The organism is Pseudomonas sp. ZL2 (genome assembly GCF_054788455.1).
This window is the reverse complement of the sequence record NZ_JBGOGX010000064.1, coordinates 35,543-49,184: the sequence shown is the minus strand read 5'-3', so window position 1 is coordinate 49,184 and position 13,642 is coordinate 35,543. Positions and strand designations below refer to the sequence as shown.

The window sequence follows — 13,642 nt, the reverse complement described above, 5'->3', positions numbered from 1 at the left end:
CACTGAGGCTTAGTTGAACACCACGGTCTTGTTGCCGTGCACCAGCACGCGGTCTTCCAGGTGGTAGCGCAGGCCACGGGCCAGGACCATCTTCTCGACATCACGGCCGAAACGCACCATGTCTTCGATGCTGTCGCTATGGCTGACCCGGACCACGTCCTGCTCGATGATCGGGCCGGCATCCAGCTCTTCGGTGACGTAGTGGCAGGTAGCACCAATCAGCTTGACCCCACGCAACGAAGCCTGGTGGTACGGCTTGGCGCCAACGAACGACGGCAGGAAGCTATGGTGGATGTTGATCACCTGCTGGGCGTATTCCTGGCACAGTTGCGGCGGCAGGATCTGCATGTAGCGCGCCAGCACCACCACGTCGGCACCGTGCTCCTTGACCAGGCGCGACACTTCGGCAAAGGCCGGCTGCTTGTTCTGCGGGTCGACCGGGACATGGAAGAACGGGATGCCGTGCCACTCGACCATGCTGCGCAGGTCATTGTGGTTGGAGATCACGCAGGGAATATCGCAATCGAGTTCCTTGGTGTGCCAGCGGTGCAGCAGGTCAGCCAGGCAGTGGGACTCACGGCTGGCCATCAGCACCACGCGCTTCTTCTGGTCGGTATCGGTGATACGCCAGACCATCGAGAACTCTTCGGCGATCGGCGCGAACGCTTCGCGGAACGCCTCGATGCCGAATGGCAGGGTTTCGGCGCGGATTTCGTGGCGCATGAAGAACCAGCCGCTCTGCTCATCGGAGTGATGGTTCGCTTCGTTGATCCAGCCGTTATAGGACGCCAGGAAATTACTGACTTTGGCGACGATGCCAACACGGTCGGGGCAGGCAATCACCAGCCGGTAGGTGCGCATGAAATGGACTCCAGAAACTTTCGCAAAGGCGCACATTCTAGCGAGTGCCCGACAAAACTGCAGTACTCATTGCGCGCGGCCTGTCGCCTGCCCAGGTAGCACCGTACGGGGTGCACCCGCCTGGTGCGGTGGGCCGGCGACTAAGTTAACTATTGGAAAAAAGTCTTAGTTTGTAAATTTTTCTTAACCTATTCTATCGAGGTGATTAACAATTCATTGAGCTAATTGCCCGCTTTAATGTTTACTTGGGGGTACCGTCTGATTATTATTGCCGCACTGTCTCTCTAAACCTTCATTTCCAAGGAACGCCTCATGTCCCTGATCAACGAATATCGCGCTACCGAAGAAGCCATCAAAGAACTGCAGGCGCGTTTGCAGAACCTGTCGCAAGACGACAAGCTGCAAACCGAGCTGGAGTTCGAAGGCAAACTGCGTGCACTGATGGGCGAATATTCGAAGTCCCTGCGTGACATCATTGCGCTGCTGGATCCAGAAGCCAAACTGAACAAAGCCCCTCGTGGCGCGGTAAAGACCACCGGCACCAAACGTGCGCGCAAGGTCAAGCAATACAAAAACCCGCACAACGGTGAAGTCATCGAAACCAAAGGCGGCAACCACAAAACCCTGAAAGAATGGAAAGCCAAATGGGGTGGTGACGTGGTTGAAGGCTGGGCAACCCTGCTGGGTTAATACGCCCGCTGGTAACCATGTGTTACTCGCTAAAAAAAACGCCAGCTTAGCTGGCGTTTTTTATTTTCAACGATTGCTTACATCCCCAATTGCAACTTCAATGCCTGTACATGGCTGCGCCACTGGCCAAGCAGCGCCTGTTGTTCGGCATCGGCTTGCGCCCAGCAGTCCTGCAAGGCCCGCTCGAAATCCCCGAGGGTATTGGGTGCGCCCATCAGCGGATCGCTCAAGCGTTGCTGGCAGAAGGTTTGCCAGCGCTGGCGTTCTTCGGCATTCAAGGTTTCGCTAAAATTACGCGCGCGGTAGCGAAACAACAGTTCCGGCAAACGTTCATCATCGAACATCCACTGGCCCTGCCCCAATTGCTGCGGATCGACACTGCGCACTTGCTCGCACAAACGACGATCGCGGTCGCCAAGAAAACCGTCATACAACTGCTGTTCCGGGTCTTCACTGGGGGCAAACTCCTCGGCGCTGTAGATCACCGGCAATTTGTCCTGCCATTGTCCTGCTGCAGCTATCAGGCTCGCGGCTCGCGCCTGATAAACAGCCATATCCAGTTCCAGACGCTGCTGATCTTCGCCGCGCAATACACTCAAGGGCGCGACCACCGGGCAGCGATTGATATGGATTAGTTTCAGCGGCACCGGCAATTGTCCGTCAGGCATTTCCTCGCGACGTGTGTATAAACGCTGACGCAGTGAATCAGCATCCTCATCTATCAAGGGTTGAGCATCCAGATGCAGGTCACAGACAATCAAGGCATTGCGATTACGCGGATGCCAGGCCAGGGGTAATACCACGCCTAAATAATTGCGTGCGGCAGAGAAGCGTCCGGAAATATGCACCAGCGGTTGTAATAATCGAATCTGGTCGAGGACTTTCTGCTTGCTGCGCAGTTGAAACAACCAGTCATAAAGCTTGGGCTGTTTCTGTCGGATCAATCGCGCAAGTGCAATGGTGGCGCGCACGTCTGACAGCGCTTCATGGGCCTGACCATGGTCGATGCCGTTGGCGGCAGTCAGCAACTCCAGGCGCAAACTGGTGCGACCGTCCTGTTGCGGCCAGACAATCCCGTCCGGGCGCAGGGCATAGGCAGTGCGGACGATGTCGATCAAATCCCAGCGGCTGTTGCCGCCCTGCCACTCGCGGGCGTACGGATCAAAGAAGTTGCGATAGAGGCTGTACCGGGTGACCTCATCGTCGAAACGCAAGCTGTTGTAACCAGCACCACAAGTACCTGGGCGCGCCAGTTCGGCATGCACCCGGGTCATGAATTCGGCTTCGCTCAAACCCTGGCTGGCCAGCTGCTGCGGGGTGATGCCGGTGACCAGGCAGGCCTTGGGGTGGGGCAGGATGTCGTCGCTGGGCTGGCAATAGAAGTTGATCGGCGCCTCGATCTCGTTGAGGTCAAGGTCGGTGCGCACCCCGGCGACCTGCAAGGGCCGGTCGTTGCGCGGGTTGATGCCGGTGGTTTCGTAGTCGTGCCAGAAAATGCTGGAGCTCACGGGGTCGTCCTGAACAGAAGATCGACCAGAGTCTAGGGCCACAGGCCCGTCACGGCCAGCGTCAGGCCGAAGCGTTCAACGGATGGAAGCTGAAATAGTTGCGCAGGGCGCGCACCAGTTGCTCGTAGTCGCGCGGCGCCTGCAGCAGCATGAAGCCGGAGTCGTAATGCCCGGGCGTCTGGTCTTCATGGCTCCACAGGCAGCTGGCGGTAAGGTTGATCGGGTGCACGGTGCCGTCGCGACCAGGGACTTTGAGTTGCAACTCGAAATCCGGGCCGACCAGCATCGGCAACTGGCTGATCAGCATCAGGCCGTCTTCAGACACATTTCCCAGGTAGCCGATGGGCTGGTCGGTGAAGCGGTTGAAGACTTTGAGAAAATAAGGGAGCTGGTGACGCTCGATGCGGCGCTCGTCAAACATGGTCGGGATCGCTGTCGAAGACCCTTTTAGCAGGGCCGCGCTAGGGCTGCTGATTTTCATTCATCTCAGCAACAAGATTAGCGCACCCTGACCCGCGCGTCACAATCAGACCTGCTGACTTTAGTATTAACGCCAAGGCGTGGTCGTGACCGGGCGGGCAATCGCCGCTTCGCCGGTGCGGTAGTGGCCCAGTTGCTCGAGGGTCTGCAGGCGGGCACGGGCACGGAAGGCGTATTCGCTCTGTGGGTAGCGCTGAAGGATGAACTGGTAGGTCTGTGCCGCATCGACGAACAGCTTCTGCCGTTCCAGGCACTGGCCGCGCAGCAGCGACACTTCCGGCTGGATGAACGGTCGGGCACGGCTGGTGCGTTCGACCTGGGACAGCTCCAGCATCACCTTCTCGCAGTTGCCCCGGTCATAGGCGCGGTAGGCGTTGTTCAAATGATGGTCCATCGACCAGCGGGTACAGCCGACGACGCTGGTGGCCAGGGCTAAAACGATCAAGGCTCGCATGGGGGATCTCCTGTATTGAGCAGTGTATCGGCTTTGTACGGAAAATCTGTAGACGTTGCTGGCTGCAAGGGCCTCATCGCGGGGCAAGCCCGCCCCCACAGCGGCCGCGCTCGGGCCCTGCCGCCGTTCAAACGCCACCCGCGCTAACCGGCAGGTAGTGCAAAGGAACAATGACTACAGCGATTTTCCGGAGTAGCCTTTCGCTGCGCTTCACTATAGGAGTCTGTGCATGACCATCCGCCGTACCAAAATCGTCGCCACCCTTGGCCCCGCCAGCAACTCGCCGGAAGTGATCGAGCAACTGATCCTTGCCGGCCTGGATGTCGCTCGCCTGAACTTCTCCCACGGCACGCCTGACGAGCACAAGGCTCGCGCGCGCCTGATCCGCGAAATCGCCGCCCGCCTGGGCCGCCACGTGGCGCTGCTCGGTGACCTGCAAGGGCCGAAGATCCGTATCGCCAAGTTCAGCAACAAGCGTATCGAACTCAAGGTCGGTGACCGCTTCACCTTCTCCACCGCCCACCCGCTGACCGAAGGCACCCAGGAAATCGTCGGCATCGACTATCCGGACCTGGTCAAGGACTGCGGCGTCGGTGATGAACTGCTGCTCGACGACGGCCGCGTGGTCATGCGCGTAACCAGCGCCACTGCCGATGCCCTGCACTGCGAAGTACTGATCGGCGGCCCGCTGTCCGACCACAAAGGTATCAACCGTCGCGGCGGCGGCCTGACCGCCCCGGCCCTGACCGAAAAAGACAAGGCCGACATCAAGCTGGCAGCCGAAATGGACCTGGACTACCTGGCCGTTTCCTTCCCACGCGATGCCTCCGACATGGAATACGCCCGTCGCCTACGCGACGAAGCCGGCGGCAGCGCCTGGCTGGTGGCCAAGATCGAGCGCGCCGAAGCGGTCGCCGATGACGAGACCCTCGACGGCCTGATCGCCGCCAGTGACGCAGTCATGGTTGCCCGTGGCGACCTGGGCGTGGAAATCGGCGATGCCGAGCTGATCGCGATCCAGAAGAAGATCATCCAGCACGCCCGCCGCAACAACAAGGCGGTGATCGTTGCGACCCAGATGATGGAGTCGATGATCCAGAACCCGATGCCGACCCGTGCCGAAGTATCCGACGTGGCCAACGCTGTGCTGGATAACACCGACGCGGTGATGCTGTCGGCCGAAAGTGCCGCCGGTGCCTACCCGATCGAAGCCGTACAGGCCATGGCGCGCATCTGCCTGGGCGCGGAAAAGCATCCGACCAGCCAGAAGTCCAGCCACCGTCTGCACACCCGCTTTGAGCGCTGCGACGAAAGCATCGCCCTGGCGGCCATGTACACCGCCAACCACTTCCCCGGCGTCAAGGCGATCATCGCCCTCACCGAAAGTGGCTACACCCCGCTGATCATGTCGCGCCTGCGTTCTTCGGTGCCGATCTACGCCTTCTCGCCGCACCGCGCCACCCTGGCCCGCGCCGCGATGTTCCGTGGTGTGTACCCGGTGGCCTTCGACCCGGCAGCCCTGCCGGCCGAGAAAGTCAGCCAGGCGGCAGTCGACGAGCTGCTGCAGCGTGGCGCGGTCGAGCCAGGTGACTGGGCGATCCTGACCAAAGGCGACAGCTACCACACCATCGGTGGCACCAACGGCATGAAGATCCTGCACGTCGGTGATTCGCTGGTCTGATGCTCGGACATTGCTGAACAAAGCCCCGCAGCCTGTGCTGCGGGGCTTTTTTTTGCCTGGCCGGAATCAGGCGTGACCGATGAAAATGTCGGCGAACAGCTGGTTGCGCGGCAGGCCGGCGAGGAACATGCGCCGGGAAAACTGTTCGACATTGGCTGCAGAGCCACACGCCAGGGCCACGGTCTGGCGTGACTGCAAACGTAACGCCGCCAGGGCCTGGGGCAATTGAGCCGGGGTCAGCAGCTCGACCTGCAGCTGCGGGTGGCGGCTGGCCAGCGCCGCCAGGGCCGGCGCCAGGTAATGTTCCCGGGTGTCATGGGCCAGGTGCAGCAAGCGAATCGGGCCGTGATGCTCCTGGCGCAGCGCCTCGCGCAGAATCCCCCACAACGGCGCCAGCCCCGTACCGGCGGCCAGCAGCCACAACGGGCGTTCCTGCCAGTCCGGATCGTAATGCAGGGCCCCGCCGCGCAATTCGCCCAGGCGCAGCGTTGCACCGAGACTCAGTTGCCGCGCGGCATCGCAGAAAGCGCCGGGTTGCCGGCAATCGAGATGAAACTCCAGAAAGCCCTCCTCCCCCGGCAGGCTGGCCAGCGAGTAAGGCCGGGCGACCCCGTTCGGGCTCCACAACACCAGGTGCTGGCCGGCCTGATAGCGCAGCGATCTTTGTGGCTCAAGACGCAGGCGCAGCACGGTCGGGCTCAGCCAGTCGAGGCTGGTAACCTGGGCCGGCAAGCCATCCTGGAGCGGGTCGAACAAGGCCACCTGCAAGTCTTCCTCGACGCTGCACTGGCACGACAAGCGCCAGCCTTGCTGGCGTTTGTCCGCCGCCAGGGCATCGGGCCGGGCATCCCCCGGCTGGCCCTGCAGGCAGCGCACCAGGCAGGCGTGACAACTGCCCGCGCGGCAACTGTAGGGCACCGACAACCCGGCATCATTCAAGGCATCGAGCAGGTTGCTGCCCGGCGCCACCGTCCATTGCCGCTCACCGACCCGCAACTCAGGCATCGACGGCCTCCCAGGCGGCCAGGCAGCGATTGCGTCCGCTGCGCTTGGCCCGATACAGGGCCTGGTCGGCGCGCTGCAGGGCATCATCGAGGTCATCACCTTCGCTCAGCAGAGTCATCCCTGCCGACAGGCTCAACGGTTCGACCCGCAATCCGACGGCCGGTGGCTGGGCCAGGGCAAAAGCCTTGCGCAGCCGCTCGCAACAGCTGGCCAATTGCTCTTCGCTGCAATCAGGCAGCAACAGCACGAACTCTTCACCGCCGTAACGGGCCAGTACTGCAGTGTCACCCAGGCAGTCGCTGGCGATCGTGGCAAACACCTGCAGCACCTGGTCACCGGCGGCATGACCATACACATCATTGATACGCTTGAAATGGTCGAGGTCGATCAGCGCCAGGCCATGGCAACTGTCCGCGCGCATCCGCTCCAGTTCGCAGGTGGCCAGGCTCAGGAAGTGCCGACGGTTGAACAGGCCGGTCAGCTCGTCGGTGGCGACCAGGTCTTCAAGCTGGCGCATCATGCCGCGCAAGGTGTCCTGATGGGCTTGCAGGGCATAGCGCCGCTGGCGCATGCGCTGGCGTGCGGCCTGAACATAGCGGGCATACAGGCACAACCAGCACAGCACCACCAGCAAGGCACAGGCCTGCAACGCCAGCAACGACCCGTCGAAATGTGCTGTCTGCCAAGCCTCCCAGGCAATCAGCCCAACGAAACTGCACAACACCAGCAGCGCGCAGCGCACAAACACCCGCCCGCTCAGGTGAAACAGGCCGAACATCAGGATCAAGGGGTAGAACATCAGGAAGGTGCCGCGGCCCTGGTCAAGCTGGGCCAACAGCCAGGTTTGCCAGGCGATCGCCAGCAACACCTGGAATTCGGTCAGGCTCGGGTCGCTAAAACGCAGGTTGTGGCCGCTGGCAAATACCCAGCCGAGCAGCAACTGGCACACCAGCAACAGGCCGCTACCCAGCAGCAAAGCATTCAGGGAGGCTTGCAGATGACCGCTCAAAAGCGCCACCCAGACCAGCGCCAACACCAGCAGATAAGTGCCAGCCGCCATGAGAAAGCGTTTGAGAAGAAGTTTCTGCAGCGCTGTTTCGGTCACAGGTGACTCACCGTGCTCTGGCCAGGGCAGAGGAATGGGGCATGGCCAACCGCCACTTTAGGGTGTGTGAAGAATAATTGCCATGTTTGCACAAATCGCTCGGGCAAACGCTCAGGCAAGAACAGTGCCCGGCCACTGCCGACCTTGGTGGGGACCTTTGGTACGTGTACCAGCGGCGGATGCGCGCTATACTGCCGCGCCTTTTTTGCGCCGACAGCCTTGCGTTGGCGCCTGTTGAAGGTCGTTTCGACACCTCGGCCAGTCCGCGTCGAAATACCTTAATGAATGTTCCCGTCTTTAAGAGGAGCGCGCTGCATGACCGTGATCAAGCAAGACGACCTGATTCAGAGCGTTGCCGACGCCCTGCAGTTCATTTCGTACTACCACCCCGTTGATTTCATCCAGGCCATGCATGAGGCCTATCTGCGTGAAGAGTCGCCTGCTGCGCGCGATTCCATCGCCCAGATCCTGATCAACTCGCGCATGTGCGCCACCGGCCACCGACCGATCTGCCAGGACACCGGTATCGTCACCGTGTTCGTGCGCGTCGGCATGGACGTTCGCTGGGACGGCGCGACCATGAGCCTGGACGACATGATCAACGAAGGCGTGCGCCGCGCCTACAACCTGCCGGAAAACGTCCTGCGTGCCTCCATCCTGGCCGATCCGGCAGGTGCGCGTAAAAACACCAAGGACAACACCCCGGCGGTCATCCACTACTCCATCGTCCCGGGCAACACCGTGGAAGTGGACGTGGCGGCCAAGGGCGGCGGCTCCGAGAACAAGTCGAAGATGGCCATGCTCAACCCGTCCGACTCGATCGTCGACTGGGTGCTCAAGACCGTTCCGACCATGGGTGCTGGCTGGTGCCCACCGGGCATGCTCGGCATCGGCATCGGCGGCACCGCCGAGAAAGCCGCGGTGATGGCCAAGGAAGTGTTGATGGAATCCATCGACATCCACGAGCTCAAGGCCCGTGGCCCGCAGAACCGCATCGAAGAGATCCGCCTGGAGCTGTTCGACAAGGTCAACCAGCTGGGCATCGGCGCCCAGGGCCTGGGCGGCCTGACCACCGTGCTCGACGTCAAGATCATGGACTACCCGACCCACGCCGCCTCGTTGCCGGTGTGCATGATCCCTAACTGCGCCGCCACCCGTCACGCCCACTTCGTGCTCGACGGTTCCGGCCCGGCTGACCTCGAAGCGCCATCGCTGGACGCCTACCCGGAAATCGTCTGGGAAGCCGGCCCGTCGGCCCGCCGTGTCAACCTCGACACCCTGACCCCGGAAGACGTGCAGAGCTGGAAGCCGGGCGAGACCATCCTGCTCAATGGCAAGATGCTCACCGGTCGCGACGCTGCGCACAAGCGCATGGTCGAGATGCTCAACAAGGGCGAAGAACTGCCGGTCGACCTCAAGGGTCGCTTCATCTACTACGTTGGCCCGGTTGATCCGGTTGGTGACGAAGTGGTTGGCCCGGCCGGCCCGACCACCGCGACGCGGATGGACAAGTTCACCCGTCAGATCCTCGAGCAAACCGGCCTGTTGGGCATGATCGGCAAATCCGAGCGCGGCCCGACCGCCATCGAAGCGATCAAGGACAACAAGGCCGTGTACCTGATGGCCGTCGGCGGCGCTGCCTACCTGGTAGCCCAGGCGATCAAGAAGTCCAAGGTCCTGGCATTTGCCGAACTGGGCATGGAAGCGATCTACGAGTTCGAGGTCAAGGACATGCCGGTCACCGTCGCGGTCGACAGCAACGGCGAATCGGTACACATCACCGGCCCAGCGATCTGGCAGCACAAGATCGCTGAAAGCCTGGCGGTGGAAGTGAAGTAAGCCGTAAAGGTTTGCTGATAGAAAAAAGCGGCAGGGGGATTATTCCCCTGCCGCTTTTTTATTGCCTGTACCGGCCTCATCGCTGGCAAGCCAGCTCCCACAATGGCTCTTCATGCACCTGACCTGTGGGAGCCGGCCTTGCCGGCGATCGAGCGCGAAGCGCTCGTACTTCGGCCAGCACCTTGGTTCACAGGGTAATGCGCGTACCCAGCAGTTGCAGGAAACCCGCCAGCCACGCCGGGTGCGCCGGCCAGGCAGGTGCCGAGGCCAGGTTGCCCTGCACATGGGCCTGATCGACGGCGATCTCGACATACTGCCCTCCGGCCAGGCGCACTTCCGGGGCACAGGCCGGGTAAGCGCTGCACTCGCGCCCTTCGAGCACGCCAGCCGCCGCCAGCAGCTGTGCGCCATGGCACACCGCGGCAATGGGTTTGCCGGCCTGATCGATCGCCTTGACCAGCGCCAGCACCTGTTCGTTCAAGCGCAGATACTCCGGTGCCCGGCCCCCCGGAATCACCAGCGCGTCGTAGTCATCAGCCTTGACCTGGGCAAAATCAAAGTTGAGCACGAAGTTGTGCCCGGGTTTTTCGCTGTAGGTCTGATCGCCTTCGAAATCGTGGATCGCAGTGCGCACCGTCTGCCCGGCGCTCTTGCCCGGGCACACTGCATGCACGCTATGGCCAACCATCTGCAGGGCCTGGAACGGCACCATCACTTCGTAATCTTCAACGTAGTCGCCAACCAGCATCAGAATCTTCTTCGCAGCCATGTCATCAACTCCTTCAGGTGCAATGGAAAGGTAAAGACACCATAGACCGTCAGCTTGCGACAGGCTCAATCACGCCGGTCGAGCAGGTTGACCACCAGGCGATCAAGCCAGCCCCACAAGCGTTGCTGCACCCGCTTCCACAACGGCCGCGCATGCCAGTGGGCCAGGTCGACGGCCAGGCTTTGGGCAAAGTCGCGCTCGAAGCTTGCCGCCACGTCTGCGGTCAACGGCGGGTCGATTGCTTCGACGTTGGCCTCAAGGTTGAAGCGCAGGTTCCAGTGATCGAAGTTGCACGAGCCGATGCTCACCCAGTCATCCACCAGCACCATTTTCAGGTGCAGGAAGCACGGCTGGTACTCGAAGATTTTCACCCCGGCGCGCAACAGCCGCGGGTAATAGCGATGGCCGGCGTAACGCACTGAAGGGTGATCGGTGCGTGGCCCGGTCAGCAGCAATCGCACATCGACACCCCGGGACGCGGCGCGGCGCAGGGAGCGACGGACTTTCCAGGTCGGCAAGAAATACGGTGTGGCCAGCCAGATGCGCCGTTGGCCGCTGTTCAGGGCACGCACCAGCGACTGCAGGATATCCCGGTGCTGGCGGGCATCGGCGTAGGCTACCCGCCCCATGCCGGCGCCACTGAGCGGTATCCGTGGCAAACGCGACAGGCCGAAATGGGTCGGTGGCCGCCAGGCCGTACGGCGCAAGTTGGCCCGCCACTGGCGGTCGAACAGCATCTGCCAGTCGGCCACCAGCGGGCCTTGCATCTGCACCATCACTTCGTGCCATTCACTGACGTCTTCCGTTGGCGTCCAGAACTGGTCGGTAACGCCGGTGCCGCCCACCACTGCCCAGCGCTGGTCAACCAACAGCAACTTGCGGTGATCGCGAAACAGGTTGCGAAAGCCCCGGCGCCAGCGCAGGCGGTTGTACCAGCGCAACTCGACGCCGGCGGCCAGCAAGCGCTGGCGCAAGCTCAGGGTGAAGGCCAGTGAACCGTAGTCATCGAACAGGCAACGCACCTGCACACCGCGCTCGGCGGCCTGTACCAGGGCCTGGACCATGGTTTCGGCACAGGCCCCCGCTTCGACCAGGTACAACTCAAGGTCGACCTGATGCTCAGCGCGCACGATCGCGGTGAGCATGCGCGGGAAGAATTGCGGACCGTCGATCAATAGCTCGAACTGATTGCCATCGCGCCAGGGAAAGACCGGTCCGGCCATATCAGCGCGCCGTGAAGATCAGCACCGCGGCCACCGGCACTGACGGGCTGATGGACTTGAGCCCGGCCAGCTTGCGCAGAGTGGCAAGCCCCGGGAGCAGATCGAAATCATCAGCACGCAGCATCAACGGCTCCAGGGTTACCACCTGAAAGCGCCGCTCATCCAGGCGCGTGGCCAGCAACAGGGCGCTGTAGCTGTGCTGCTTGCCATGCAGGCTGACGGTCAGCGGCAGGCGCAGTTCCACCTGGGCGCCGTTGGCCAGGTCGTTGATCGGACGCAGGTCGATCTGTGCGTTGACCTTGGCCTCGGGGAATTTGCTGAACTCGAACAGCTCCTTGCGCATGCGCTCATCACGTAGCGGCACGCTGCTGCTGTTGGAGTCCATCTCGATCTGCAACTCGGCGGCGCCCTTGCGATCGACCTTGCCATGCAGGACGAGGAAGCGATGCACCTCGGCGGTGTCGCCATTCTTGCTGGAAACGAACGACAGGCGTGACGACTCGCCATCCAGGTGCCAATTGGCCTGGGCAGGGAGACTCAAGACGACCAGCAGGGCAAGCAGAAGACGCGGCAGACTGAACATGTGAAATCCTGTAACACAATGATCGCCAACCTTACCCGGCTGCCTTCACGGCAGCAAGCGACAGCCCTCGCGCGGGCCCAGCCACTGCGCACGATTCTCTATCCCCAGCCCGGCAGCGCTGATCAGCCGCTGCTGCAGGTCCTCGTCCAGGCGACTCAGCGGCAGGTACTGCTGCACGTAGCCCTGGCAATACTGCGAATCAAAGCCCATGACATAACGGCACGAACAGTATTCCTTGGCCGAGTAGGCACTGAGAATGCCGGGGAAATCCATCAAGGCCTGGCGTTCGTACCAGGCCCAGCCGCCTGTCAGCAGCAACAGCACCAGCAACACGCGCTTCATGGCCGCACCTCGTTGAGCGCAGCCAGTACCCGCTTGAGCAGTTCGTTGTGGGCGAAACTGGCGTCGCGATCATCGGCATAACGCACGATCACCAGCCTGTGCGTCGGCAGCACATACATCGCCTGGCCCCAGTGTCCCAGGGCTGCGTAGGTATCAGGCGGCGCATCCGGCCAGGGTGGCGGGCTGCCGGGCAACGGCAGGTTGAGCCACCAGTGCCCACCCGGATTGGCTTCACCGGGTTGGGCCGTAGCCTGCAGGAACGGCCGGCGATTGAAGGTAACCCACTCGCTGGACAGCAACTGCCGTGAGTGCCAGCGCCCTTCGCGCAACATCAGCAGGCCGATGCGGGCCAGATCGCGAGCACTCATGTACAGGTAGGAAGAACCCACCAGGGTACTTTTGGCGTCACGCTCCCAGACTGCACTGCCGATGCCCAACGGTTCGAACAAAGCGCGCCAGGGATACTCCGCATAACCAGCGTCGCCGACCATGCCACGCAAAGCAGCCGCCAGCACGTTGCTGTCGCCGCTGGAGTAGCGAAAGCGTTGCCCGGGGCTGACCGCTTCGGGCCTGGCCGCCGTGTAGCCGGCCATATCGCCGCGCCCGCGGGTGTAGAGCATGGCCACCACCGAGGACTTGAGCGGTGCATATTCGTAGTCTTCCTGCCAGTCCAGGCCGCTGGCCCAGTGCATCAGGTCCTCGATGCGCACCTGGGGATGGGCACGCATCGGTGAATAAAAACGCGCGACCGGATCCTGCAGGTCAAAGCGGCCTTCGGCGTGGGCAACGCCGAGCAGGGTCGCCAGTACGCTCTTGCTGATCGACCAGGTCAGGTGCGCAGTTTCGGCGGTGCTGGGCGCGGCATAGTGCTCGTAGACAATGCGCCCGTCGGCGATCACCAGCAGCGCGTCGGTGCGTACACCCCGGCGTTGCTGATCATCGCGTGGGGCGAAGGCATAGCGTTCGACCGCCTGCCAGGCGTTTTGGTGGGTAGCGTGCGCAACCGCCCAGTCAGGTACAGGCCAGTATTCCTCGGCCGGCACTGCCTTGCTGAAGGCGAACACAGCCAGCATCCACCACGCCACTTTGCTCATGCCGCTTA

Annotated in this window: 14 protein-coding genes; 3 read left to right on the top strand and 11 right to left on the bottom strand. The window is 62.1% G+C overall.

Features of this window, described 5'->3' with window-relative positions; translation table 11 throughout:
- Positions 1 to 9: 9 nt before the first annotated feature.
- A complete protein-coding gene (purU, locus tag ABM562_RS27210; protein ID WP_115085486.1) occupies positions 10 to 861 on the bottom strand; it encodes a formyltetrahydrofolate deformylase in 852 nt (283 codons plus the stop codon).
- Positions 862 to 1,173: 312 nt separating this feature from the next.
- Between purU and mvaT the strand changes: the two genes are divergently transcribed.
- The gene (mvaT, locus tag ABM562_RS27205; RefSeq protein WP_045197447.1) at positions 1,174 to 1,551 is read left to right on the top strand and encodes a histone-like nucleoid-structuring protein MvaT; all 378 of its coding nucleotides are present in this window, start codon (positions 1,174 to 1,176) and stop codon (positions 1,549 to 1,551) included.
- Between the two features lie 77 nt (positions 1,552 to 1,628).
- Here the strand turns inward: mvaT and sbcB are convergent, their stop codons facing one another.
- The 3 genes from sbcB to ABM562_RS27190 form a co-directional block, all read right to left on the bottom strand.
- A complete protein-coding gene (sbcB, locus tag ABM562_RS27200; RefSeq protein WP_115085485.1) occupies positions 1,629 to 3,059 on the bottom strand; it encodes an exodeoxyribonuclease I in 1,431 nt (476 codons plus the stop codon).
- A 61-nt stretch (positions 3,060 to 3,120) separates the two neighbouring features.
- Positions 3,121 to 3,480: a PilZ domain-containing protein gene (locus ABM562_RS27195; RefSeq protein ID WP_115085484.1), complete on the bottom strand. Its 360-nt coding sequence runs from the start codon at positions 3,478 to 3,480 to the stop codon at positions 3,121 to 3,123.
- Positions 3,481 to 3,606: 126 nt separating this feature from the next.
- The gene (locus ABM562_RS27190) at positions 3,607 to 3,993 is read right to left on the bottom strand and encodes a tetratricopeptide repeat protein (protein WP_115085483.1); all 387 of its coding nucleotides are present in this window, start codon (positions 3,991 to 3,993) and stop codon (positions 3,607 to 3,609) included.
- 229 nt (positions 3,994 to 4,222) lie between these two features.
- Here ABM562_RS27190 and pyk point away from each other — a divergent pair, with 229 nt between their 5' ends.
- Complete coding sequence (gene pyk, locus ABM562_RS27185) at positions 4,223 to 5,674, top strand: pyruvate kinase (RefSeq protein ID WP_115085482.1); 1,452 nt, start codon at positions 4,223 to 4,225, stop codon at positions 5,672 to 5,674.
- Positions 5,675 to 5,740: 66 nt separating this feature from the next.
- Here the strand turns inward: pyk and ABM562_RS27180 are convergent, their stop codons facing one another.
- Positions 5,741 to 6,679: an iron-sulfur-binding ferredoxin reductase gene (locus ABM562_RS27180; protein WP_460423922.1), complete on the bottom strand. Its 939-nt coding sequence runs from the start codon at positions 6,677 to 6,679 to the stop codon at positions 5,741 to 5,743.
- A complete protein-coding gene (locus ABM562_RS27175; RefSeq protein WP_460423921.1) occupies positions 6,672 to 7,784 on the bottom strand; it encodes a GGDEF domain-containing protein in 1,113 nt (370 codons plus the stop codon). The genes ABM562_RS27180 and ABM562_RS27175 overlap by 8 nt, the downstream gene beginning before the upstream one ends.
- A gap of 315 nt (positions 7,785 to 8,099) precedes the next feature.
- On the opposite strand from ABM562_RS27175, the gene ABM562_RS27170 reads away from it, so the two are divergent.
- Positions 8,100 to 9,623 carry a fumarate hydratase gene (locus ABM562_RS27170; protein WP_045197431.1) on the top strand — a complete coding sequence of 508 codons (1,524 nt, stop codon included), beginning with the start codon at positions 8,100 to 8,102 and terminating at the stop codon, positions 9,621 to 9,623.
- A 187-nt stretch (positions 9,624 to 9,810) separates the two neighbouring features.
- Here ABM562_RS27170 and ABM562_RS27165 read toward each other — a convergent pair whose 3' ends face one another.
- The 5 genes from ABM562_RS27165 to ABM562_RS27145 all read right to left on the bottom strand — a co-directional run bounded on the left by ABM562_RS27165 (position 9,811) and on the right by ABM562_RS27145 (position 13,613).
- Positions 9,811 to 10,392 carry a DJ-1/PfpI family protein gene (locus tag ABM562_RS27165; protein ID WP_233673898.1) on the bottom strand — a complete coding sequence of 194 codons (582 nt, stop codon included), beginning with the start codon at positions 10,390 to 10,392 and terminating at the stop codon, positions 9,811 to 9,813.
- A gap of 65 nt (positions 10,393 to 10,457) precedes the next feature.
- A complete protein-coding gene (locus ABM562_RS27160; protein WP_115085478.1) occupies positions 10,458 to 11,615 on the bottom strand; it encodes a phospholipase D-like domain-containing protein in 1,158 nt (385 codons plus the stop codon).
- Position 11,616: 1 nt separating this feature from the next.
- Positions 11,617 to 12,198, bottom strand: coding sequence for a YceI family protein (locus ABM562_RS27155; protein WP_115085477.1), 582 nt, complete (start codon positions 12,196 to 12,198; stop codon positions 11,617 to 11,619).
- Positions 12,199 to 12,243: 45 nt separating this feature from the next.
- Entirely contained in the window at positions 12,244 to 12,540 is a 297-nt protein-coding gene (locus tag ABM562_RS27150; protein WP_460423920.1) for an amidase, read from the bottom strand.
- Complete coding sequence (locus ABM562_RS27145) at positions 12,537 to 13,613, bottom strand: serine hydrolase domain-containing protein (RefSeq protein ID WP_115085697.1); 1,077 nt, start codon at positions 13,611 to 13,613, stop codon at positions 12,537 to 12,539. Before ABM562_RS27145 ends, ABM562_RS27150 begins: the two co-directional genes overlap by 4 nt.
- Positions 13,614 to 13,642 lie beyond the last annotated feature (29 nt).

What these genes read in the sequence shown, in the direction of transcription:
- purU (WP_115085486.1), bottom strand. Translation starts at nt 861, where the DNA reads ATGCGCACCTACCGGCTGGTGATTGCCTGCCCCGACCGTGTTGGCATC.
- mvaT (WP_045197447.1), top strand. Translation starts at nt 1,174, where the DNA reads ATGTCCCTGATCAACGAATATCGCGCTACCGAAGAAGCCATCAAAGAA.
- ABM562_RS27195 (WP_115085484.1), bottom strand. Translation starts at nt 3,480, where the DNA reads ATGTTTGACGAGCGCCGCATCGAGCGTCACCAGCTCCCTTATTTTCTC.
- ABM562_RS27190 (WP_115085483.1), bottom strand. Translation starts at nt 3,993, where the DNA reads ATGCGAGCCTTGATCGTTTTAGCCCTGGCCACCAGCGTCGTCGGCTGT.
- pyk (WP_115085482.1), top strand. Translation starts at nt 4,223, where the DNA reads ATGACCATCCGCCGTACCAAAATCGTCGCCACCCTTGGCCCCGCCAGC.
- ABM562_RS27180 (WP_460423922.1), bottom strand. Translation starts at nt 6,679, where the DNA reads ATGCCTGAGTTGCGGGTCGGTGAGCGGCAATGGACGGTGGCGCCGGGC.
- ABM562_RS27170 (WP_045197431.1), top strand. Translation starts at nt 8,100, where the DNA reads ATGACCGTGATCAAGCAAGACGACCTGATTCAGAGCGTTGCCGACGCC.
- ABM562_RS27165 (WP_233673898.1), bottom strand. Translation starts at nt 10,392, where the DNA reads ATGGCTGCGAAGAAGATTCTGATGCTGGTTGGCGACTACGTTGAAGAT.
- ABM562_RS27160 (WP_115085478.1), bottom strand. Translation starts at nt 11,615, where the DNA reads ATGGCCGGACCGGTCTTTCCCTGGCGCGATGGCAATCAGTTCGAGCTA.
- ABM562_RS27155 (WP_115085477.1), bottom strand. Translation starts at nt 12,198, where the DNA reads ATGTTCAGTCTGCCGCGTCTTCTGCTTGCCCTGCTGGTCGTCTTGAGT.
- ABM562_RS27150 (WP_460423920.1), bottom strand. Translation starts at nt 12,540, where the DNA reads ATGAAGCGCGTGTTGCTGGTGCTGTTGCTGCTGACAGGCGGCTGGGCC.
- ABM562_RS27145 (WP_115085697.1), bottom strand. Translation starts at nt 13,613, where the DNA reads ATGCTGGCTGTGTTCGCCTTCAGCAAGGCAGTGCCGGCCGAGGAATAC.